Origin of the sequence: Rhizobium sp. PDO1-076, assembly GCF_000247475.1 — a bacterium.
In the GTDB taxonomy this organism is placed as follows: Bacteria; Pseudomonadota; Alphaproteobacteria; order Rhizobiales; family Rhizobiaceae; genus Allorhizobium.
The window spans coordinates 1-20,996 of record NZ_AHZC01000199.1 but is presented as its reverse complement, the minus strand read 5'-3'; the positions used below and the strand labels follow the sequence as shown (position 1 = coordinate 20,996).

The following is a 20,996-nucleotide window of genomic DNA, read 5'->3' as shown; positions in this document are numbered from 1 at the left end:
AGAGCTCTTTGGTTCAGCCCTTCAGCGCCGCTTCCATTCGGTCAAGACCCTCGGTGATCAGCGAACGCGGGCAGCCGAAATTGATGCGCAGATAATGGGTGTAGTCCGCCCCGAAATCCGAGCCGGCACTGAAGGCCACCTTGCCCTTGTCGAGGAAGAAGCGCTGCGGAGCATCAGGCAGATCGAGCGCCGAGCAGTCCAGCCAGGCGAGATATGTGCTTTCGGCAGCAATCATGCGGATTTTGGGGAAACGCCTGGCGATCTCGGCCTGCAGGTAGTCGCGGTTGCCTTCGAGGTAGGCGATCATTTGCTTCCGCCATTCACCTGCGCTTTCGTAGGCGGCCAATGTTGCTTGCAGACCGAAAACGTTGACGCTGTCGACCAGGCCGCTGCGGGCGGCGTTGACCCGCTGGCGAAGGGCAGGGTCCTGGACGATGGCGAAGGATGTCTTCAGGCCGGCGATGTTGTAGGTCTTGCTGGCCGACATCAGGGTCACGGTCCGCTTGGCAATATCCGGTGACAGGGAGGCGATCGGAATGTGCTTGCGGTCGTCGAAAACAAGTTCGCAATGGATCTCGTCGGAAATCAGCAGCAGGTCGTGGCGAATGCAGGCATCGGCGATCAGGGCCAGTTCCGTGGCGGTGAAGACCTTGCCGGTCGGATTGTGCGGATTACAGAAGAGGAAGGCTTTCGAACGGGCGAATCCGGCTTCCAGGACTTCCTCATCGATGACATAGCCGGCTTGGCTCGGCATCAGCGGCGCCTCGACAGATGTCAGGCCCCAGTGCTTGTGGGCCGTCAGGATCGGATTGTAGATCGGCGTCTGGATCAGCAGTCCGTCGCCGGCTTCAAGCTCCGAATTCAAAGCCATGTTGAAGCCCGCCTCGACGCCGGGCAGAAAGACGATGTCGTCGGCCGAAATCTGCCAACCGTATTTCTCGGCCATGTCGGCGACGATCCGCGACCGGATCTCGTCCTGCGGCAGGCAATAGCCGAAGAACGGATGGTTCATCCGCTTTTTCATCGCATCGATTACCGGGCCCGGTGCGGGGAAATCCATGTCCGCAATCCACATAGGCAGGATGTCGTCGCCGTAGAGCGCCCACTTCTTGCTGCCGGTGTGCTTGCGGTCGTGGACGGTGTCGAAGTCGAAGCTGGTCATGATGTGCGAAGATCCCGGGTGTCAGCGGTGAAGGGGCGGGGCAATCGCTAGCACAAGTCTTTCTCGCACGGGCAGGAAAATTGTCTCCATGACAGGCGGTGAGAGGGCTGCCGCATCGATGCAAAGGTCGAAATGCATGCTTAAAAACTGGGCTTTGCATGCCGCATTTATCCAAAATGTATGCACATTGAATGTGACCGTTTGCCGTATCATTGATTTCATGATGTTTTTTAAGATGGCATGCGGATTGCATTTTTACATCCGAGTTGGTGGCTAGGGTTCCGGTGCGGTTGCGCATGCTGGTCCGAGAGCTGCCACCGGCAGGGGAGACATCCTTGTCGGATGCACGGCGGGATAAAAGCCCGGGAGACCTCGTTAGCCAAGGGATTGGCGGCGCTGGTCTATGCCGATCCCTTTTTGGACAAAACAAAAAGGGGAATTTCAATGCAGACTTTTTCGAAACTTCTTTCCATCGCCGCGTTGACATCAGTCATCGCGCTGTCCGGTCTTGGTCCGGCACAGGCCGAAGCGAAGAAGGATTTCAAGGTTGCCTGGTCGATCTACGTCGGCTGGATGCCGTGGGGCTATGCCAGTGACACGGGCATCGTGAAGAAGTGGGCCGACAAATACGGCATCACTATCGAGGTGACGCAGTTCAACGACTATGTTGAATCGATGAACCAGTACACTGCCGGCGCCTTCGACGCGGTAACGCTGACCAATATGGACGGCCTGTCGATCCCGGCCGCCGGTGGTGTCGATACGACCGCCGTCATCGTCGGCGACTTCTCAAGTGGCAATGATGCAATCATCCTGAAAGACAAGGACAAGCTTGAGGACATCAAGGGCTCGAACGTCAACTTGGTCGAATTTTCCGTGTCGCACTATCTCCTGGCGCGTGCGCTCGAGACGATCGGTTCGTCGGAACGCGACGTGAAGGTGGTCAATACGTCGGACGCCGACATGGTCGGTGCCTACAAGGCCGATGACGTCACCGCTGTCGTGACCTGGAATCCGCTGGTTGCCAGCATCATGGAAGAACCTTCCGCCAAGAAGGTGTTCGACAGTTCGCAGATCCCCGGAGAAATCATCGACCTGATGGTCGCCAATTCCGACGTGCTGAAGGACAATCCCGATTTCGGCAAGGCGCTGGCCGGTATCTGGTATGACACGATGGCGGTGATGACCGCCGACACGGATGAAGGCAAGGCGGCGCGCTCGGCAATGGGTGCTGCCTCCGGCACCGACCTTGCCGGTTTCGAAGCGCAAATGGCGGCGACCAAACTGTTCGACAAGGCCGCCGACGCGGTTGCCTTCACCACATCGCCGGACCTCTCCAAGACGATGGATCTGGTGCGTGCCTTCCTGTTCGAGAAGGGCCTGCTCGGCAGCGGTGCGGCATCCGCCGACGTGATCGGCATCGAGATGCCGGATGGCGCGGTTCTCGGTGACAAGGGCAACGTTAAGTTCCGCTTCACCGCCACCTACATGGATGCAGCCGCCAAGGGCGCGCTCTGAGTTCAGCGCGGCCGGGATTTTTTCACCCGGCCTCCTGGCTGTCTTCGATGGAGGTTTCCCCGATGCGCTGGATCAATGCGCGACCGAGCAATGGTGCCCGTCTGGCGCTGACGCTTGCGCCTTTCGCCCTTGTGCTGATCGCCTATGCAATGGGCTCGGCAGCGCGGCTTGCCGACAATGCCAATGACAAGCTCTTGCCGGGCTTTGCCGGCTTTGCCGAGGCGATCAACCGGCTGGCCTTTGTCGCCGATCCGCGCACGGGCGATTACATTCTCTGGGCCGATACCTTGGCGAGCCTGCTGCGCCTGTCTGCCGGGCTCGGCATCTCGACGCTGATTGCGCTGATCATCGGCTTGCTGATCGGCATGCTGCCCTATGTGCGTTCACTGCTGGCGCCATTTGTCGCTGCGGTCTCGATGGTGCCGCCTTTGGCGCTGCTGCCGATCCTGTTCATCGTGATGGGACTTGGCGAAGCCTCCAAGGTGACGTTGATCGTCATCGGGGTTGCGCCGATCATGATCCGCGATCTGGCCTTGAAAGCGCTGGAATTGCCGCGCGAGCAGATCATCAAGGCCGAGACGCTGGGCGGCAATTCCTGGCAGATCGGCTTGCGTGTCGTGCTGCCGCAGGTCCTGCCACGGCTTTTGACCTGCCTGCGCCTGCAGCTTGGGCCTGCATGGCTGTTTCTGATCGCAGCGGAGGCGATCTCGTCCGACAGCGGTCTCGGTTACCGGATCTTCCTGGTTCGCCGTTATCTGGCGATGGATGTGATCTTTCCTTACGTGCTGTGGATCACGCTGCTTGCCGTGTTGACCGATTACCTGCTCGACCGCGTGCGCGTCGCTGTCTTCCCCTGGTCGGACCTGGAGAAGCAGGCATGAGCGCGATCAGCATCAAGGACGTCTGGAAGGAATATGGCGACCAGATCGTGCTGGAGAACGTGTCGATCGACATTGCTTCTCGCGCCTTCGTGGCACTGGTCGGTCCATCCGGCTGCGGCAAGACCACCTTCCTGCGCATGCTGCTCGGGCAGGAGCGTCCGACCCGTGGCACGATCCTGCTCGACGGCGAGCCTTTGCCGGCGGAGCCGGGGCCGGATCGCGGCGTCGTCTTTCAGCGGTATTCGGTGTTTCCGCACCTGACCGTGCTCGGCAATGTGCTGCTCGGCAAGGAACTCAGGGCGGCGCGGCTGAGCGCCAGACTGTTTGGCGCGGCACGGCGGCAGGCGGTCGAAGAGGCCCGTGCGATGATCGCGGCCGTCGGCCTTTCGGGTTCCGAAGACAAGTATCCGGCCCAGCTTTCCGGCGGGATGCAGCAGCGGCTTGCGCTTGCCCAGGCGCTGGTCATGCGGCCGAAGGTGCTGCTGCTCGACGAACCCTTCGGTGCACTCGATCCGGGCATCCGAGCCGAGATCCATGTGCTGATGAAACGTCTCTGGCATGACGCGCCGATGACCGTGGTCATGGTCACGCATGACATGCGCGAGGCCTTCACTTTGGCGACGCGGGTCGTTGCCTTCGAGCGACCGCGCGACCGGCCCGAGGAAAAGCTGCGCTACGGCGCCAATATCACCAAGGACATAACCATCTGGCCACCCCGCAAGGCGGGCGAGGCCTCTCTCATTCGACCCGACCGGGACGGCCCGGTTCCTAGCCAAGGTCACTAGCCGGGACGACCCGGCCATCCGATGATAGGAGACGAACCGTGCATATCAGACGTTCCCCCGAAGAAATCGCCGAAAACCGTGCGCGCTACGAAGAGCATCAGAAGAAGGGGCTTGAATTTGCCCCGAAGGCCTTGCCGGCCAAGAGCGAGAAACCGGCGCCTGCGATCGCGGACAGCGCTATCCTGCACCGCGAGGTCATTCCGGGTGGCTGGTACTGGTCAACCCGTGTCAGGACCAACGAGGTCTTGCGCATCGCGCTCGATCAGGGTCACTCGACTGTCTCCGTCGTCGCCTGGAACGCTGTCGATACGACCGAGCGCATGAACCTGCCGGATACGGTCAAAGTGCAGTGGACGACCGGGCTCGGCAAGGGCCGGGTGATCTTCTCCGACATGGGCAAGGTGATGTTCTCGATCGTCGAGGATTCGTCGGGCGCACATGACTGCCTGATGGGCGGTTCGACGACCGCGTCGAATGCTCAGAAATATGCGGGTGCCAATGGTCCGGCATTGCGCAATACGCGCGACAATCTCGTACTGCTGACGACCAAGGCTGGCCTCGACAAGCGTGACATCCCGGCGGCGCTTGCGCTGTTTGCGCCGGTGCGTGTTGACGCCGAAGGCAAGTTCCTCTGGAAGCCTGATCTCGTGGCGGATGGCGACTATGTCGAGTTGCGCGCCGAGATGGACATGATCGTCGGCTTTTCCAATTGCCCGCATCCGCTCGATCCCAACCCGGTCTATGCGCCCAATCCGGTGACTGTTACCCGCATCGCGGCTGTCGAGCCGGCGGCAGATGATCTTTGCCGGACCGCCACCGCCGAGGCCGTTCGCGGGTTTGAAAACAACGCGTTTGCAGCGATCTGAGAGGGAGCGGAGCCATGACCAATTTCATCCAGACGTCCGCCACCCGCACGCTCTCCAACGCCGTGCAGGATCACTACATTGCGGCCGAGGCGCCGTTCTCGACGGTGATCAAGGCCGGGCAGACCGTGCGCATCGAAGACAGCTATGGCCAGCAGGCGATTGACACGCTGTTCTACAATGCCGATGACTTCTCCGAGCGCTATTCCAGCCAGGATACGATGCGAGAGCAGGGAGCGGCCTACATCTCCACCGGCACGAGGGTTATTTCCAACGAGGGCCGGGTGATGCTGACCATGACGGCCGATACCTGCGGCCGTCACGACACGTCTGCCGGCGCCTGCTCCTGCGAGAGCAATACCGTGCGCTTCGGCCATGGCGTCAAATACCTGCATGCGTGCCGCGACAACTTCGTCATCGAGGTTTCCAAGCATGGCATGAGCAAGCGCGATGTCGTTCCCAACATCAATCTTTTCATGAATGTGCCGATCGAGCCGAGCGGGGAGATGACCATCGTCGACGGTATTTCGGCGCCGGGAGACTATGTCGAACTGAAGGCCGAGATGGACGTGCTGCTGGTGATCTCCAACTGCCCGCAGATCAACAATCCCTGCAACGGCTTCGATCCGACCCCGGTACGCGTGCTCGTCTGGGATGGTGAGGACGCCTGATGTTCAACAAGGTACTCATTGCCAATCGCGGCGAGATCGCGGTGCGTGTCATTCGCACGCTGCAGAAAATGGGGATCGCCTCGGTGGCGGTCTATTCCGATGCCGACCGGTTTTGCAAGGCCGTGTTGATGGCCGACGAGGCGGTGCGGCTCGGGCCGGCACCGGCTTCGGAGAGCTATCTGAATGTCGACGCGGTGATTGCCGCCTGCAGGCAGACGGGCGCGCAAGCCGTCCACCCCGGCTATGGTTTCCTCTCGGAAAACATCGGCTTTGCCGAGCGGCTGAAAACCGAGGGCATCAGCTTCATCGGTCCGAGCCCGGCCAATATTGCTGATTTCGGGCTGAAGCACACGGCGCGTGAACTGGCGCGCGACAGCGGCGTTCCGCTACTGCCGGGATCGGACCTGCTCGACAGCGGCGACGCGGCGCTGATGGCGGCGGAGACGATCGGCTATCCGGTGATGCTGAAATCGACCGCCGGCGGTGGCGGCATCGGCATGTCCCTTTGCCACGACGCCGAGAGCCTGAAGGCCTCGTTTGACAGCGTGCAGCGCACGGCGAAATCGAGTTTTGGCGATGCCCGCGTCTATCTTGAACGCTTCGTCGCCAAGGCCCGCCATGTCGAGGTGCAGATCTTCGGCGACGGCGCGGGCCGGGTGATCGCGCTCGGTGAGCGCGACTGCTCACTACAGCGGCGGAACCAGAAGGTGATCGAGGAAACGCCGGCGCCGGGTCTTTCGGACAGCGTGCGCGCGAGGCTGCATGCGGCGGCTGTCGCTCTCGGCCAGAAGGTGAAATACGCATCAGCCGGTACTGTGGAGTTCATCTACGATCCGGCTCGTGAAGAGTTCTACTTCCTCGAGGTTAATACGCGTCTGCAGGTCGAGCATCCGGTGACGGAAGCGGTCTTCGGTGTCGATCTGGTCGAATGGATGATCCGCCAGGCGGCGGGCGAGGATGTGCTGTCCGGCAATGAGGCGCTTCAGCCCAAGGGCGCGGCGATAGAAGCGCGGATCTATGCCGAGATGCCGCATGCGGGCTTTCGCCCCAGTGCCGGCCTGCTGACCGAGGTGGTGTTTCCGGACGGTGTGCGCGTCGATGGCTGGATCGAGACAGGTACCGAAGTGACGCCCTTCTACGATCCGATGCTGGCAAAGGTGATCGTGTCGGCCGATGATCGCGCCTTAGCGATCGCGGCATTGTCAAAGGCGCTGGAAGGTACGGCGCTATCGGGTATCGAGACCAATCTGGAATATCTGAAAGCCATTGCGGCGTCTGAACTTTTCAGCAGCGGTGATGTCGCGACGACAGCGCTGAAGGATTTCGATTTCGTGCCCGATGTGATCGAGGTGATTGCGCCCGGGGCGCAGTCAAGCCTGCAGGAATTGCCGGGGCGGCTCGGCCTCTGGCATGTCGGCGTGCCGCCGAGTGGTCCGATGGACGCGCGATCCTTCCGTCATGCCAATCGGCTGGTCGGCAATGGTGACGAGACGGCAGCGCTTGAGCTGACCGTGTCCGGTCCGATGCTGAAGTTCTTCTCCGATGTGGTTGTGGCACTTGCCGGCGCGGTGATGCCGATGGCATTGGATGGCAATCCGGTGCCGCACGGGACTCTGGTCAAGGTGAAGGCCGGGCAGACGCTGGCCATCGGCTCCATCCAAGGGGCAGGGCAGCGTGCCTATCTGGCGGTGGCGGGCGGCTTTGCTGCTCCGGTCGTGCTCGGTTCGCGCGCAACCTTCGGGCTTGGCCAGTTCGGCGGCAATGCCACGGGGACGCTGCGTGCCGGCCATGTGCTCAGGCTCGCTAGGGTACCGCAGCCGGCGGCGAAAGCCGCGAGCGAGCCTGCTGTGCTTTCCCGCGACTGGACCGTCGGTGTGGTCTATGGTCCGCATGGCGCCCCCGATTTCTTTCTCGAGGAGGATATCGAAACCCTATTTTCGACCGAATACGAGGTGCATTTCAACTCTGCCCGTACCGGAGTGCGGCTGGTCGGGCCTGCGCCGAAATGGGCACGCACCGATGGCGGCGAGGCGGGGCTGCACCCCTCGAACCTGCATGACAATGCTTATGCGATCGGCGCGATCGATTTTACCGGCGACATGCCGATCATCCTTGGGCCCGATGGGCCAAGCCTTGGCGGTTTCGTCTGCCCGGCGGTGATCGCGCGTGACGAGCAGTGGAAGATGGGCCAGTTCAAGCCGGGCGACAGGATCCGGTTTCATCCGGTGGCGCGGGATGGGGATGCCAGTCTCGATGATTCGAGAGTTGTGTCGGCTGCACCCCCCTCTGTCCTGCCGGACATCTCCCCCACACGGGGGGAGATCAGGGATGCCGTGGTCTCGCCTGCCGCTTCGGCTGAAATCGGGGCGAGGTTGCTTTCTGAAAGTGCCGAGGCGGGCGTGGCACAAATCTCCCCCCGTGTGGGGGAGATGCCCGGCAGGGCAGAGGGGGTGTTCACGAAGCCGTGGCGTCAGCCTCCCGTCTGGCACTCGCCATCGGCTCCCCCATTCTGGCCACCAACGACAGCGGCCCCGTTCATGTAGTTTACCGCCGCCAAGGCGATGACAATCTTCTCGTCGAATATGGCGAGATGCAGCTCGATATTTCGCTGCGCCTGCGCGTTCATCTGCTGATGCAGGCGGTGACGGCGGCAAAGCTGCCGGGGCTGATCGATCTGACGCCCGGCATCCGCTCGCTGCAGATCCATTATGACGGAACGACGCTGGCCCGCAGCCGCCTGCTCGGTCTGTTGAAGGAGATCGAGGCTGGCCTGCCGCCAGCGCAGGCGGTGACGGTGCCGAGCCGTACCGTCTATCTGCCGCTGTCGTGGAACGATCCGCAGGCGGAACTCGCGATGCGGAAATATCAGGAACTGGTGCGTCCGAACGCGCCCTGGTGCCCGTCGAACATCGAGTTCATCCGTCGCATCAATGGCCTTGCCGACGAGCAGGCGGTGAAGGACACGATCTTTAACGCCTCCTACCTGGTCATGGGGCTTGGCGATGTCTATCTCGGCGCCCCTGTCGCAACGCCGCTTGATCCCCGTCATCGGCTGGTGACCACCAAGTATAATCCGGCGCGCACGTGGACACCGGAAAACGCCGTCGGGATCGGTGGCGCCTATATGTGCATCTACGGTATGGAGGGGCCTGGCGGCTATCAGCTGTTCGGCCGCACAATCCAGGTGTGGAATACCTGGCGCCAGACACCGGTCTTCCACAAGGAAAAACCCTGGCTGCTCGATTTCTTCGACCAGATCCGTTTCTTCCCCGTCAGCCATGAAGAGCTGACCGAAGCGCGGGCTGCCTTCCCGCATGGCGGCTATCCGCTCAGGATCGAAGAGGGGGAGTTTTCCTACGCTGCCTATGAGGCGGAGCTTGCCGCCAATGCCGCGAGCATCGGCGCATTCAAGCAGAAGCAGCAGGCGGCGTTCGAAACCGAACGCCTGCGCTGGAAGGAACAGGGGCTCGACAGCTTCATCGTCAATGAAGGTGTGGGTCCCGGTCTTGGTGGCGATATTCCCGAGGGGTGCTTCGGGGTCGAAAGTGCGGTGCCGGGAAACATCTGGAAAGTGCTTGTCGAACAGGGACAGACGGTCGCGTCCGGCGATACGCTTGCCATCATCGAATCCATGAAAATGGAAATCAACGTCACCGCTCACGCCGCAGGCACGGTTCGCGATCTTCGCGCCGGTCCGGGGCGCAACGTCAAGGCCGGCGATGTGCTGGTCGTGCTGGAGGAAATCTGATGCTCCCCACCATTCTCGATCTTTCGTCGCTCAAGACCGCCTATGCCGCTGGTCTGACACCTCTCGCGCTGGTCGAAGAGGTGATTGCCCGTCGCAGGGCATCCGACGATCCGGCAATTTTCATCACCGAGACACCGGATGATGTTCTGCGAACGGCTGCCGGGGAACTTATGGCGCGGGCGCCGGAACCGAACAGCCTGCCGCTCTGGGGCGTGCCGTTTGCCGTCAAGGACAATATCGACGCGGCGGGCCTGCCGACGACTGCAGCCTGCCCGGCCTTTGCCTATGATCCGGCGACAGATTCCACCGTCGTTGCCCGGTTGAAAGCCGCCGGGGCGCTGGTGATCGGCAAGACCAATCTCGACCAGTTTGCCACAGGCCTGAACGGTACGCGCTCACCCTATGGCGCGCCGCGCTCGGTCTTCGACAAGGCCTATGTTTCGGGGGGGTCGTCTTCCGGTTCCGCCGTGACCGTCGCTTCGGGCCTCGCAAGTTTTGCGCTGGGCACCGATACCGCCGGTTCCGGCCGCGTGCCTGCCGCGTTCAACAACCTCGTCGGCATTAAGCCGACGCCAGGTCTGGTGCCGAATGTCGGCGTTGTGCCGGCCTGCCGCAGCGTCGATGTTGTCACGGTCTTCGCCGCGACCGTCGGCGATGGGGTCGCGATCCGCAAGGTCGTGGACGGCTATGATGCAGGCGATCCTTATTCCCGCAAGGCGGTTCCCGCCAGCCTGCCGGTCGCGGGGCTTCGGATCGGAGTGCTGGATGGCACTGAGCGCGAATTCTTCGGTAATCGTCAGGTGGAGGTACTATACGACGCGGCGATCGAGCGAGCAAAGTCGCTGGGCGCCACCATCGTGCCCTTCGATTACGCGCCGTTCCGCCAAGCGGCCGAACTGCTCTACAATGGCCCATGGGTGGCCGAGCGCCTGGCGGCGGTCAAGGATTTCATCGGCACCAATGCCGATGATTTCGATCCGACTGTGCGGACCATCATCGAGGGCGCCAAGGCTTATGATGCGGTTGCCGCATTCGAGGGGCAGTACAAGCTCGGCGCACTCAGGCAAAAGACGCTGGTCGAGTGGGAGAAGCTCGATGTGCTGATGCTGCCGACCTCGCCGACGACCTACACGGTCGAGGACATGCTGGCCGATCCGATCGTGCACAACGGTCATTTCGGCCGCTACACCAATTTCGCCAATCTGTTCGGCTATGCGGCGATCGCCATTCCTGCCGGTTTTGATTCCGACGATCATCTGCCAGCCGGCGTGACGCTGTTTGGCCCGTCCTTTTCCGACGATGCGCTGGCTCCATTTGCCGATGCCATGCACCGGACGCTTGCCGCCGGCATGGGCAAGGACAAGTCGGCTGTCATTCCGGATGCCAGTCGCGTCGGGGAACCGGACGATGGTCTCGTCACGATCGTGGTGGTCGGTGCGCATCTCACCGGCATGCCGCTCAACCACGAACTGACTGGTCCCGGTGGGCGGTTGGTGAAGACCTGCCGCACGGCGGCCGATTATCGCCTCTTTGTCCTGCCGAATACCGTGCCGCCGAAGCCCGGTCTGATCCGTGAGCCGGGCTTCGCAGGCAAGGGGCTGGAGGTCGAGGTGTGGAAGGTGACGCCTGCCGCCTTCGGACGTTTCGTGCAGAACATTCCGGCGCCACTGGGGATCGGCAAGGTGACGCTGGATGACGCGAGCCAGGTGTCCGGCTTCCTTTGCGAACCGTACGCGATAAAGGGCGCGCAGGAAGTGACCGAACTTGGTGGCTGGCGTGCCTATATCGCGTCGCGCAGCAAGGCATAACTCTACTGCCCTCCATGACCCGGCTGTTTCATATCATCGGGTCATGGCGATATTTCTCGCTTTCACCCCTGCATTGATCTTGGCCATGTGCTCGCCTAAGACGGCGTCTCAGGTGCCGACAAGGGCAGGGAGACACGAATGAAACTGTTGCTCATCCACACCGGGGGCACGATCGGCATGGTGCCGACACCGGACGGCCTTGCGCCGCAGGCCGGCATGGTGGAAGCCGCGCTGGAGGCGATGCTGCCGGCGGGGATAACGCTCGTTCGCCACATCTTCGACCCGCTGCTCGACAGTGCCGATGTTGGCCCCAGCCACTGGAATATCATGCTGACGGTGATCCGGTCGCATCCTGACATGCCGGTGATTGTGACGCATGGCTCCGACACTATGTCCTTCACCGGTGCCGCCCTGTCGCAGGCTTTGGCGGGAGAGGCGCGTCGCGTGGTCCTTTGCGGCTCGATGAAGCCGCTCGGTCAAAATGCCGATGCCGAGGGCAATCTTGCTCTGGCGATCGGCACTGCCCTTGCCCCAGGCGCTGGCGTGTTTCTGGCCTTCGCCGGCAAGCTTCTGCCTGCGGCCGGACTCGTCAAACACGACAGCCAGGCTGAGGATGCGTTCTGCTCCCAGCCCCAACCACCGCTGCAGCCGGCGCAATCGCGCCTGTTCTCCGACAAGCGCCTGGCCATTCTGTCTCTGTCACCCGGCATTGACGGGGTGTTCCTTGCGGCCGCGCTGGATGTGCTTGACGGCGCGGTGCTGCGGGTCTTCGGTTCAGGGACGGCGATGGCGGATCAGGCGGTGCTTGCTGCCCTTGCAAAGGCAGTCTCTGGCGGCAAGCCAGTTCGTGCGGTCAGCCAGTGCGAGGCTGGCGGGCTGCAGCCTGGTGCCTATGCTGCCGGGGCTGGTCTATGGGCTGCTGGTGTGGAAAACGGCGGGGCCGAAACGCCGGAGGCGGCACTTATCCATCTGTGGCTGAACTGAGCCGTCCAACTCACACCTTCAGAGCGCCAGGGCATCCTTCAGTGTCCGGGTCTCGCTCAGCGCCAGGTCGAGGTCGGCCTCGATGTGGTCGATATGGTGCATCATCAGATGCGTGGCGCGGGCAATGTCGCCTTTTTCCAGAGCGTCGAGAATGTCGCCATGTTCGTCATGGCCGCAGCTTGAAACGCCGGTTCGACCGTACAGCGCAATGACCAGCGAGGAGCGGGCCACGAGTTCGTCCATGAACTTTCCCAGCACCGCATTGCCTGCGACCCTTGCAAGCAGCAGGTGGAAGTCACCCGAGGCCTTGATCTCGGCGCGGCGCGCGCTGGCGCCGCGTTCGTTGCGATGGCGTTCTTCTTCATGCAACTGCTCGCGAAACAGAGCGATATCGGCTGGCGTCAGTCGTTCGGCGGCAGCTGCAATGATACCGGCTTCGATCAGGCGACGTGATGCAAAGACCTGGCGGGCTTCCTCGGTGCTCGGGTTGGAGACGAAGGCGCCGCGGTTGCGCTCGGTGCGCACCAGGCCTTCGAAGGCAAGCATCTGCAGTGCATCGCGCACCACCGTCCGGCTGACATCAAACAGGGTGCCGACCTCGGCTTCCGACAGCTTGGTGCCGGGCGCAAGGCGTCGATCGACGATGGCATCGCGCAGCGCATCGCGGATGGCGCGGGCGCGATCTTCCTGGTTCTGGTCGAGCTGGCGGTGAGACGTGACTTTGAGAGACATGGTTCAATCCGGTGTTGCCTCTATTTAGCGGCAGCTACGGAAAATTGAAACCCGCATTGTCTATGATCGCTTTTTCAGATTGCATACAATCTTGTGTATAGATTGATCGCAATCGATTAATTTTTGTGCATACAGGTTTGCCGGATGCTTATGTCTTTTGCGCAGTGCACAATGGCATTCGAGAATCCAAGCACTTAGCCGGATCGCCTGAAACTGGCACGGCATATGCATTCCCTTATTGCAGATGAGGGAGTTATCATGAGCAAAGCAGCAGAGATCGATATCGCCGCCGTCTCCAAGGTTTACGGCAATACCACTGCGGTGCATGCCATCAGTCTGAAAATACCGTCCGGCACCTATTGCTGCCTGCTCGGCCCGTCCGGTTGCGGCAAGACGTCGACGCTCCGCATGATTGCTGGCCATGAAAGCGTCTCCTCCGGCGATGTGCGTCTCGGCAATGCGGTGGTGACAGACCTGCCGCCGGCCAAGCGTGGCACGGCGATGATGTTCCAGTCCTATGCGCTGTTTCCGCATCTCGATCTTGTCGACAATGTCGCCTTCAGTTTGAAGATGAAGGGCGTCGAAAAGGAAGAGCGCCGTCGCAAGGCGATGGACATGCTGAAGCTGATGCAGCTCGAGCCCTATGCGACGCGGCGGCCGGCCCAGCTTTCCGGTGGGCAGCAGCAGCGCGTGGCGCTGGCCCGCGCCTTGATCACCAATCCCGAGGCGCTGTTGCTCGACGAGCCGCTGTCTGCACTCGATCCGTTTCTCAAGATCCGCATGCGGGCGGAACTGAAGAAGCTGCAGACCTCGCTCGGCATCACCTTCGTGCATGTCACCCATAGCCAGGAAGAAGCCATGGCGCTCGCCGACCTGATCGTGGTGATGAACGAAGGGCGCATCGAGCAAGCGGCCCATCCGCGCGTCGTGTTCGAGGCACCGGCGACTGCTTTTGTCGCGCGCTTCATGGGCGATCACAATGTGCTGTCGGGCCGGATCGTCGAGCGCACCGAAAACGGTCTTTTCATCGAGGTTAGCGGTGGCGGTCGCTTCTTTGCCAAAGGGCAGGCGCCGGTCGAAGACGAAACCGCCGATATCGCCATCCGCACGGACCATGTCCGTCTGGGCGCTGCACCGGCTACCGGGCTCGGTTTCGACGGGATCATTTCCAATCTCGAATATCTCGGTGCCAAGGTGAAGCTGACGATCACCACCGCCTTTACCGACGAGTTCACCGCAGTCCTCACCGACGCGGCCTTCTTTGCTGCCCCCGTCAAGGTTGGCGAGGTCGTCACCCTGTCATGGGATGACACGGATTCGATCGTTCTGGGACGTATCGGCCACTGAAACAATACCATCATAACAAGGAGAACAGCGCATGTCAGAGACAACCAAACCAACCAAGGGCATTAGCCGCCGCTCGCTTCTGAAAACGGCATCTGCTGCTGCCGGCCTTGCTGCCGGTTCTGGCGTGATCACCGGTTTCCCGACCATCTGGGCGCAGAACCCGATCACGCTGCGCCAGTTCGGCACCGGTGTGTCGAACCTCAATGCGATCGCCGAAAAGTGCAAGGCCGACCTCGGCATCACGCTGGAAATGACGGCAACGGACAGCGACGCCGCTGCCCAGCGCGCCGTGACCCAGCCGAACTCCTATGACATCGCCGACATCGAATACTGGATCCTGAAGAAGGTCTTCCCGGCCGGCGTCATCCAGCCGATGGATGTGAAGAAGCTGAAATATTACGACAAGATCGTGCCGCTGTTCAAAAACGGCAAGCTGACGCCGGACAGCGTCATCGCGCAGGGCACGGCTCCGCACACCGTCGGTTATGTCGAAAAGGCCGGCGACAAGACGTTCGCCAAGAGCGAAACGGAATTGTTCACGATGGTTCCGACCATCTACAATGCCGATACGCTCGGCATCCGCCCCGACCTCGTCGGTCGCGAAATCACCACCTGGGCCGATATCATGGACCCGGCCTTCAAGGGTAAGACCTCGATCCTGAATATCCCGTCGATCGGCATCATGGATGCCGCGATGATCATGGAAGCCATGGGCAACATCACCTATGCCGACAAGGGCAACATGACCAAGGCGGAAATCGATGCGACGATCGAATTCCTGATCAAGGCCAAGCAGGACGGTCAGTTCCGCGCCTTCTGGAAGTCGTTCGACGAGAGCGTCAACCTGATGGCCTCGGGCGAAGTCGTTATCCAGTCGATGTGGTCACCGGCTGTTGCTGCCGTGCGCGGCAAGGGCATCGCCTGCAAGTATCAGCCGCTCAAGGAAGGCTATCGTTCGTGGGGCGGCGGTCTGGGTCTGGCCTCGCATCTGCAGGGCGCGCAGCTCGACGCCGCCTATGAATACATCAACTGGTACACGTCCGGTTGGGTCGGCGCTTATCTCAACCGTCAGGGCTACTACTCCGCTGCCATGGAAACCGCCAAGGAACACATGTCGGCTGACGAATGGGGCTACTGGATCGAGGGCAAGGCCGCCCAGGGCGATATCGTCGCACCGGACGGCAAGGTCATGGAAAAGGCCGGTGCAGTCCGCGATGGCGGCTCGTTCGAAGAGCGCATGGGCAAGGTGGCGTGCTGGAACTCCGTGATGGACGAAGACCGCTACATGGTTCGCCGCTGGAACGAATTCATCGCGGCCTGATGCATACAACATCGCCCCTCATCCCCCTGCCGGGACCTTCTCCCCGCAGGCGGGGCTAAGGGGCAAAACGGCAACCGCAACGAACCTTCTCCCCGTTTACGGGGAGAAGGTGGCGGCAGCCGGATGAGGGGCAGACTTGGACTGATAACAGGAGACGGAAACCATGGCGACAGTGCGGTTCCTAGGCGTCGGCGAGCCGAAGCCGAAGCGTGTCATCAAACTGCCGTCGTGGCTGCCTGCCTATCTGCAGGCACTGCCTTTGACCCTCATCCTCGGCGGGTTCCTGCTGCTGCCGATCCTGATGATCAGCGTGGTCAGTTTCTGGGACTACGACTTTGCCCAGATGTACCCGGATTTCGTCACCTTCAATTATACCGAGACGCTGGGCTCCTGGGTCACCTGGAAGACCTATCTCAACACATTGAAATTCGCCTTCATCGTCTGGGCGATCACATTGTTCATCGGTTTCTGGGTCGCCTATTTTCTCGCCTTCCATATCCGCACCTCGTCGATGCAGATGGTGCTGTTTCTCGTCTGTACCGTGCCATTCCTGACGTCGAACATCATCCGGATGATCTCCTGGATCCCGGTGCTGGGCCGCAACGGGCTGATCAACAATACGCTCGTCGGCGCCGGCATCATTCCTCAGCCGATCGAGTGGCTGCTCTATTCCGATTTCGCCGTGGTGCTTGCGATGGTGCATCTCTACACACTGTTCATGGTGACGCCGATCTTCAACACGATGATGCGCATCGACAAGTCGCTGATGGAGGCTGCGCGTGATGCCGGCGCATCCGGCTGGCAGACGCTCACCAATGTCATCATCCCGCTGGCCAAGCCCGGCATGGCGATCGGAACGATCTTCGTCGTGACGCTTGTCATGGCCGATTTCTCCACCGTGCAGGTGATGTCCGGCGGCCAGAGCGCTTCTGTTGCGTTGATGATGAAGAACCAGATGTCGCTGCTACAATATCCGGCGGCGGCCGCCAATGCCGTGGTTCTCCTGATCATCGTGCTGATGATGGTTGCGGCCATCCTGCGCGTCGTCGATATCCGCAAGGAACTCTGAGCATGAACAGCGAAACCCGCTCCCGCGAATTCTACGTCCTGGCGATCTTCTTCGCCCTGTTTGTCCTCTTCCTCTATGGACCACTATCGGCGATCCTGATCCTGTCTTTCCAGGGTCCGAATGGCGGCCTGACCTTCCCGCTGAACGGTGTCTCCGTCCACTGGTTCATCAACCTGTTCCAGACCCAGGCGGTCGGCGATTTCGGCGGTTCGTTCCGGCGTTCGTTGATGCTCGGGCTGATGGTCATGGTGGTGACGGTGGTTGTGTCGCTGCTTGCCGGTCTTGCGTTCCGGCGCAAATTTGCAGGTGCCACGGCGCTATTCTATCTGTCGGTCGCCAGTCTCGTGGTGCCGTCGATCGTTATTTCTCTCGGTATCGGCGTGCTCTTCCAGCAGATTGGCCTGCAGCCGGCCTGGTATTCGTCCGGCTTCGGCGCACATCTGACCTGGACACTGCCGTTCGGCGTCTTGATCATGTTTGCCATCTTCAACCGCTTCTCGCCGGCCTATGAAGAGGCGGCGCGCGATCTCGGCGCCACGCCGTGGCAGACCTTTGCCCATGTCGTGCTGCCAATCATCGCACCGAGCCTGATCGGTGTCGGCCTGTTCGGCTTTACATTGTCCTATGACGAATTTGCTCGTACCCTGATGACGGCCGGCACATACAACACGCTGCCGCTGGAGATCTACGGCATGACGACCAATGTGACGACGCCGGTGCTGTATGCGCTCGGCACCGTGACGACGGTCTTTTCCTTCCTCGTGATTGCCGGAACACTGGGCCTGATTGTCGGCATGAGCCGCCGCAGGAACCAGGGTTGAACGCATGAAAATAGCAGTCATCAATCCGAATACGACCGCCAGCATGACGGCGACGATCGCAGATGCAGCGCGTCGCGTGGCCAATGCCGGCACCGAGATCGAGGCGATCACCTCGTCGATGGGGCCTGTGTCGATCGAAGGCTATTACGACGAGGTCTTTGCTATTCCGGGGCTTCTGGTCGAAATCGCCAAGGCGGAACGGGCAGGGGCGCAGGCAATCGTTATCGCCTGTTTCGACGATACGGGGCTCGATGCGGCACGCGCACTGGCCTCGATCCCGGTCATCGGCATTTGCGAGGCGGCGGTGGCCGCGACATCGTTTATTGCACAGCGTTTTTCCATCGTCACCACGATGGAGCGGTCGCGGCTGCCGGTTGAACATCTGGTGCATCGCTATGGCATGAGCGGACGCTGCAAGGTGCGGGCCGCCGACGTGCCTGTGCTGTCGCTGGAAGATCCGAATTCCAACGCGCGCGACAGGTTGCGCCGCGAGATCGCGGCGGCGCTTCGCGACGACCGCGCCGAGGCGATCGTGCTCGGCTGTGCGGGCATGGCCGACCTCACGCTTGAACTGCGCCACGAATTCGGCGTGCCGGTGGTCGATGGTGTGGCCGCAGCAGTGAAGCAGGCCGAAGCGCTGGTTGCGCTTGGGCTTTCGACCGCAAAATCCGGCGCCTATGCGACGCCGATCGACAAGCCCTATCTGGGCGTGCTCGAGCGTTTCTCGCCAGCCGTCATGGCTGGGTGAGGGCAGCATGGCTTCTGCCGAAATCCGCGTATTGACCTTGGGCGAAGTCGAGAAGCTGGTCGACTGGGCGGCAGACGAGGGCTGGAATCCGGGCTCGGAGGATGCTGCCGCTTTTCGGGCGGTTGATCCGCAGGGATTTATCGGCTGTCTGGTCGATGGCCGTTTGGCAGCTGGTATCTCGGCTGTCTCCTATGGCGGTTTCGGCTTCATCGGCCTCTATATCTGCCATCCGGATTTTCGCGGACGGGGCCTTGGTCGCCAGGTCTGGGATGCTGGCATGGAGCATCTCGGCGATGCGGTGATCGGGCTCGACGGCGTGGTAGAGCAACAGGAAAATTATGGTCGCATGGGCTTTATTCCGCATTATCGGACATTCCGTTGGTCGGGCCGTTGGTCCGGCCGTTGGTCGGGGGCCGGCACGGGTGCCAACAGCGGTGTCGAGACGAATGTGAGTCGTGCTGGACCGAACGATGCGGCTGAAATCGTTGCCTTTGATCGGCGGTTTTTCCCGGTTGCACGCGGCAGTTTCTTGCAGGCATGGCTCGGCGCGCCACGGGAGGTGATGATCAGCCGCAAGGATGGGCACCACGTGGGGGATGTTGATGGCTACGCGGTTCTGCGGCCTTGTGTCGATGGCTACAAGATCGGGCCATTGTTTGCGTCCAGCGAGACCGTTGCCATCGCACTGCTCGATGCCTGCCTTGACCGCCTTGCCGGCGCCGCTGTGCATGTCGATGTACCGGAATACCAGCAGGCGTTCAGTGTGCATCTGGCGGCCTGCGGGTTCAAGCGCGGCTTCATGACGGCGCGCATGTATCGCGGAGCACCGCCGGCTGTGGAAGCGGATGGCGTGTTTGCGATCACGACGCTTGAGCTCGGCTGAAACCTAACCCGAGACGCCGCTCGGGGCTGCGGTCGGGATCATGCCGCGATAGATGCCGGGCTTAGAGCCCTCGATCGGCACCGCGCCGACGCTCTTCTGATAAAATTCCATCGGTCCGGCACCGCCGATGATCGCATAGGCATAGCCCTGGGCATGCATGTCGAGCAGCGTGGTGATCAACAGAGCATGCCCGACGCCCTTGCCGCGTGCTGCCTCGTCGACGCCGGTCGGGCCGAAGAAGCCCTTCATCGTCGCATCATGACAGGCGAAACCGAGCAGCACGGGCCCCTGGTGTGCGATGAAACAGGTGACCGGCTGGCGCATGATGGCGGCTGTCGCTTCGGCTGCCCAGCCGGAACCAAAACGTGGTTCGATCCAGTCGCAGATCGACTTCAGTTCCGGGACCAGCGCTCGGCGTAGCCTGATATCCTGATTGGCCATTCGTCGATCGAGACCGGCATCGGGCTGCAAATCGTAGAGCTTGACCAGCATGTCCATCAAATGGTCCTCAGGCGTGAACCCATGTCCCTGGCCGCACTCAGGCCGAGCACGGCAGCGCCGATCAGGCCGGGCTCGACGCGGCATTCGGCTGGAATGACGATCGGTTTTTCGAAACGCCGCAGGATGCGGGTTCGCACGGTGGTGTCGATGGCGGAAATCAGAGCCGGAACGTTCGACAGCCCACCACCGACCGGCAGGATCGTCGTCCCCGTCAAGTTGATGACCAGCGCCAGCGGATCGGCGATGATGTCGACATAGACGTCGATGGTGCGTTCGGCCAGCGGATCGCCCTTTTGCCAGTCCGACAGGATTTCCTCGCTGGTCAGCGCCTCGCCATGCAGATGCTGGTGCAGTTTCTCCAGTCCGCGCGCGCTGCAGATCGCATCAATGCACCCCTTCTGTCCGCAGCCGCACTGGAACCGTGGAATGCGGGCTGGCGGATCACCTGCTTCGGTTGCGGAAATGGGGCCATGGCCCCACTCGCCGGCAAAACCGCCGTCGCTGTTGATCAGCTTGCCATCGATAACCAGACCGCCACCGACGCCGGTGCCGAGAATGATGCCGAAAACGACGCGATGCCCCTTGGCCGCACCGATGCTGGCCTCGGCGAGGACAAAACAATCGGCGTCATTGGCAATTATCACGGGCAGGCCAAGGCACTGTTCGAGATCGGCTTGCAACGGTCGCCCATGGATGCATGGTATATTGGCAACGACGGCATTCGAAGTGTCGGGGTCGATCACGCCGGCAATCGAGATCGCGACGCAGTCCGGTCGTGCCCCGGCCTCGGCAATGACGGAAGCCAGCGTCGCGACGAAGGCGTCGAAGTCATGGATCGGTGTCGGATGGCGGGGAAACGGGCGGATATCGTCGGCACTGTAAGCCACGGCACCCTTGATGGCGGTGCCGCCGATGTCGAAACAGACGATCATGCGCTGGCTTTCCGGCGTTCGGCCTCGGCCTCATGGACGCAAGCGCCCCCGATCCAGGTTGAGAGGAGGTCGAGATCTTCGCTGAGGACGATGAAATCGGCGTCGTTTCCGGCCGCCAGGCTGCCCTTGCGATCTGCACCGATTGCTTGTGCCGGATAGAGGCTGGCCATGCGCAATGCCTCCTCGAGAGGCTGGCCGAGGCGTTCATGGGCGAAGCGCACG

The 20,996-nt window shown here is 61.6% G+C and carries 19 protein-coding genes, 1 pseudogene and 1 riboswitch; of the genes and pseudogenes, 15 read left to right on the top strand and 5 right to left on the bottom strand.

What is annotated here, in order from left to right:
- Positions 1–13: 13 nt before the first annotated feature.
- Positions 14–1,162 carry a MalY/PatB family protein gene (locus tag PDO_RS12235; RefSeq protein WP_009109965.1) on the bottom strand — a complete coding sequence of 383 codons (1,149 nt, stop codon included), beginning with the start codon at positions 1,160–1,162 and terminating at the stop codon, positions 14–16.
- A gap of 262 nt (positions 1,163–1,424) precedes the next feature.
- Positions 1,425–1,533, top strand: a riboswitch (guanidine-I (ykkC/yxkD leader).
- Between the two features lie 73 nt (positions 1,534–1,606).
- Here PDO_RS12235 and PDO_RS12225 point away from each other — a divergent pair.
- The 9 genes and pseudogenes from PDO_RS12225 (at position 1,607) to PDO_RS12185 (ending at position 12,420) form a co-directional block, all read left to right on the top strand.
- On the top strand, positions 1,607–2,680 hold the full coding sequence (locus tag PDO_RS12225) for a putative urea ABC transporter substrate-binding protein (protein WP_009109963.1): 1,074 nt from the start codon (positions 1,607–1,609) through the stop codon (positions 2,678–2,680).
- A gap of 62 nt (positions 2,681–2,742) precedes the next feature.
- Positions 2,743–3,561, top strand: coding sequence for an ABC transporter permease (locus PDO_RS12220; RefSeq protein WP_009109961.1), 819 nt, complete (start codon positions 2,743–2,745; stop codon positions 3,559–3,561).
- A complete protein-coding gene (locus PDO_RS12215) occupies positions 3,558–4,346 on the top strand; it encodes an ABC transporter ATP-binding protein (RefSeq protein WP_009109959.1) in 789 nt (262 codons plus the stop codon). The genes PDO_RS12220 and PDO_RS12215 overlap by 4 nt, the downstream gene beginning before the upstream one ends.
- Positions 4,347–4,384: 38 nt before the next feature.
- Positions 4,385–5,212 carry an urea amidolyase associated protein UAAP1 gene (locus tag PDO_RS12210; RefSeq protein ID WP_009109957.1) on the top strand — a complete coding sequence of 276 codons (828 nt, stop codon included), beginning with the start codon at positions 4,385–4,387 and terminating at the stop codon, positions 5,210–5,212.
- 14 nt (positions 5,213–5,226) lie between these two features.
- Positions 5,227–5,880 (top strand): urea amidolyase associated protein UAAP2, encoded by a 654-nt coding sequence (locus PDO_RS12205; RefSeq protein ID WP_009109954.1) that lies wholly within the window; start codon positions 5,227–5,229, stop codon positions 5,878–5,880.
- Positions 5,880–8,423, top strand: a complete 2,544-nt coding sequence (locus tag PDO_RS29350) for a 5-oxoprolinase/urea amidolyase family protein (RefSeq protein ID WP_009109952.1) — start codon at positions 5,880–5,882, stop codon at positions 8,421–8,423. Before PDO_RS12205 ends, PDO_RS29350 begins: the two co-directional genes overlap by 1 nt.
- Positions 8,378–9,628 (top strand): annotated as a pseudogene (locus PDO_RS29345) (carboxyltransferase domain-containing protein); the annotation flags it as partial. The gene PDO_RS29350 and the pseudogene PDO_RS29345, both read left to right, overlap by 46 nt.
- The gene (atzF, locus tag PDO_RS12190; protein ID WP_009109948.1) at positions 9,628–11,436 is read left to right on the top strand and encodes an allophanate hydrolase; all 1,809 of its coding nucleotides are present in this window, start codon (positions 9,628–9,630) and stop codon (positions 11,434–11,436) included. The pseudogene PDO_RS29345 and the gene atzF, both read left to right, overlap by 1 nt.
- A gap of 138 nt (positions 11,437–11,574) precedes the next feature.
- Positions 11,575–12,420 (top strand): asparaginase, encoded by an 846-nt coding sequence (locus PDO_RS12185; protein ID WP_009109946.1) that lies wholly within the window; start codon positions 11,575–11,577, stop codon positions 12,418–12,420.
- An 18-nt stretch (positions 12,421–12,438) separates the two neighbouring features.
- Here the strand turns inward: PDO_RS12185 and PDO_RS12180 are convergent, their stop codons facing one another.
- Entirely contained in the window at positions 12,439–13,152 is a 714-nt protein-coding gene (locus PDO_RS12180) for a GntR family transcriptional regulator (protein WP_009109944.1), read from the bottom strand.
- Positions 13,153–13,410: 258 nt separating this feature from the next.
- On the opposite strand from PDO_RS12180, the gene PDO_RS12175 reads away from it, so the two are divergent.
- The 6 genes from PDO_RS12175 to PDO_RS12150 all read left to right on the top strand — a co-directional run bounded on the left by PDO_RS12175 (position 13,411) and on the right by PDO_RS12150 (position 19,341).
- Entirely contained in the window at positions 13,411–14,499 is a 1,089-nt protein-coding gene (locus PDO_RS12175; RefSeq protein WP_009109941.1) for an ABC transporter ATP-binding protein, read from the top strand.
- A 31-nt stretch (positions 14,500–14,530) separates the two neighbouring features.
- Positions 14,531–15,820, top strand: a complete 1,290-nt coding sequence (locus tag PDO_RS12170) for an ABC transporter substrate-binding protein (RefSeq protein ID WP_009109940.1) — start codon at positions 14,531–14,533, stop codon at positions 15,818–15,820.
- A 163-nt stretch (positions 15,821–15,983) separates the two neighbouring features.
- A complete protein-coding gene (locus PDO_RS12165) occupies positions 15,984–16,889 on the top strand; it encodes an ABC transporter permease (protein ID WP_009109939.1) in 906 nt (301 codons plus the stop codon).
- A gap of 2 nt (positions 16,890–16,891) precedes the next feature.
- Entirely contained in the window at positions 16,892–17,710 is an 819-nt protein-coding gene (locus tag PDO_RS12160) for an ABC transporter permease (RefSeq protein ID WP_009109938.1), read from the top strand.
- 4 nt (positions 17,711–17,714) lie between these two features.
- Complete coding sequence (locus tag PDO_RS12155; RefSeq protein WP_009109937.1) at positions 17,715–18,458, top strand: aspartate/glutamate racemase family protein; 744 nt, start codon at positions 17,715–17,717, stop codon at positions 18,456–18,458.
- Positions 18,459–18,465: 7 nt separating this feature from the next.
- A complete protein-coding gene (locus tag PDO_RS12150) occupies positions 18,466–19,341 on the top strand; it encodes a GNAT family N-acetyltransferase (protein WP_009109936.1) in 876 nt (291 codons plus the stop codon).
- A gap of 3 nt (positions 19,342–19,344) precedes the next feature.
- On the opposite strand, the gene PDO_RS12145 is transcribed toward PDO_RS12150, so the two are convergent.
- From PDO_RS12145 to PDO_RS12135, 3 genes are all read right to left on the bottom strand, one after another.
- On the bottom strand, positions 19,345–19,839 hold the full coding sequence (locus PDO_RS12145; RefSeq protein WP_009109934.1) for a GNAT family N-acetyltransferase: 495 nt from the start codon (positions 19,837–19,839) through the stop codon (positions 19,345–19,347).
- A complete protein-coding gene (locus PDO_RS12140) occupies positions 19,839–20,774 on the bottom strand; it encodes an ROK family protein (protein WP_009109932.1) in 936 nt (311 codons plus the stop codon). Before PDO_RS12140 ends, PDO_RS12145 begins: the two co-directional genes overlap by 1 nt.
- On the bottom strand, positions 20,771–20,996 hold a 226-nt coding region (locus PDO_RS12135), incomplete at its 5' end, for an amidohydrolase family protein (protein ID WP_037073722.1). The genes PDO_RS12140 and PDO_RS12135, both read right to left, overlap by 4 nt.

Bases quoted from the DNA above. Each gene is read 5' to 3' on its own strand.
- PDO_RS12235 (WP_009109965.1), bottom strand. From the start codon at position 1,162: ATGACCAGCTTCGACTTCGACACCGTCCACGACCGCAAGCACACCGGC.
- PDO_RS12225 (WP_009109963.1), top strand. From the start codon at position 1,607: ATGCAGACTTTTTCGAAACTTCTTTCCATCGCCGCGTTGACATCAGTC.
- PDO_RS12220 (WP_009109961.1), top strand. From the start codon at position 2,743: ATGCGCTGGATCAATGCGCGACCGAGCAATGGTGCCCGTCTGGCGCTG.
- PDO_RS12215 (WP_009109959.1), top strand. From the start codon at position 3,558: ATGAGCGCGATCAGCATCAAGGACGTCTGGAAGGAATATGGCGACCAG.
- PDO_RS12205 (WP_009109954.1), top strand. From the start codon at position 5,227: ATGACCAATTTCATCCAGACGTCCGCCACCCGCACGCTCTCCAACGCC.
- PDO_RS29350 (WP_009109952.1), top strand. From the start codon at position 5,880: ATGTTCAACAAGGTACTCATTGCCAATCGCGGCGAGATCGCGGTGCGT.
- atzF (WP_009109948.1), top strand. From the start codon at position 9,628: ATGCTCCCCACCATTCTCGATCTTTCGTCGCTCAAGACCGCCTATGCC.
- PDO_RS12185 (WP_009109946.1), top strand. From the start codon at position 11,575: ATGAAACTGTTGCTCATCCACACCGGGGGCACGATCGGCATGGTGCCG.
- PDO_RS12180 (WP_009109944.1), bottom strand. From the start codon at position 13,152: ATGTCTCTCAAAGTCACGTCTCACCGCCAGCTCGACCAGAACCAGGAA.
- PDO_RS12175 (WP_009109941.1), top strand. From the start codon at position 13,411: ATGAGCAAAGCAGCAGAGATCGATATCGCCGCCGTCTCCAAGGTTTAC.
- PDO_RS12170 (WP_009109940.1), top strand. From the start codon at position 14,531: ATGTCAGAGACAACCAAACCAACCAAGGGCATTAGCCGCCGCTCGCTT.
- PDO_RS12165 (WP_009109939.1), top strand. From the start codon at position 15,984: ATGGCGACAGTGCGGTTCCTAGGCGTCGGCGAGCCGAAGCCGAAGCGT.
- PDO_RS12160 (WP_009109938.1), top strand. From the start codon at position 16,892: ATGAACAGCGAAACCCGCTCCCGCGAATTCTACGTCCTGGCGATCTTC.
- PDO_RS12155 (WP_009109937.1), top strand. From the start codon at position 17,715: ATGAAAATAGCAGTCATCAATCCGAATACGACCGCCAGCATGACGGCG.
- PDO_RS12150 (WP_009109936.1), top strand. From the start codon at position 18,466: ATGGCTTCTGCCGAAATCCGCGTATTGACCTTGGGCGAAGTCGAGAAG.
- PDO_RS12145 (WP_009109934.1), bottom strand. From the start codon at position 19,839: ATGGACATGCTGGTCAAGCTCTACGATTTGCAGCCCGATGCCGGTCTC.
- PDO_RS12140 (WP_009109932.1), bottom strand. From the start codon at position 20,774: ATGATCGTCTGTTTCGACATCGGCGGCACCGCCATCAAGGGTGCCGTG.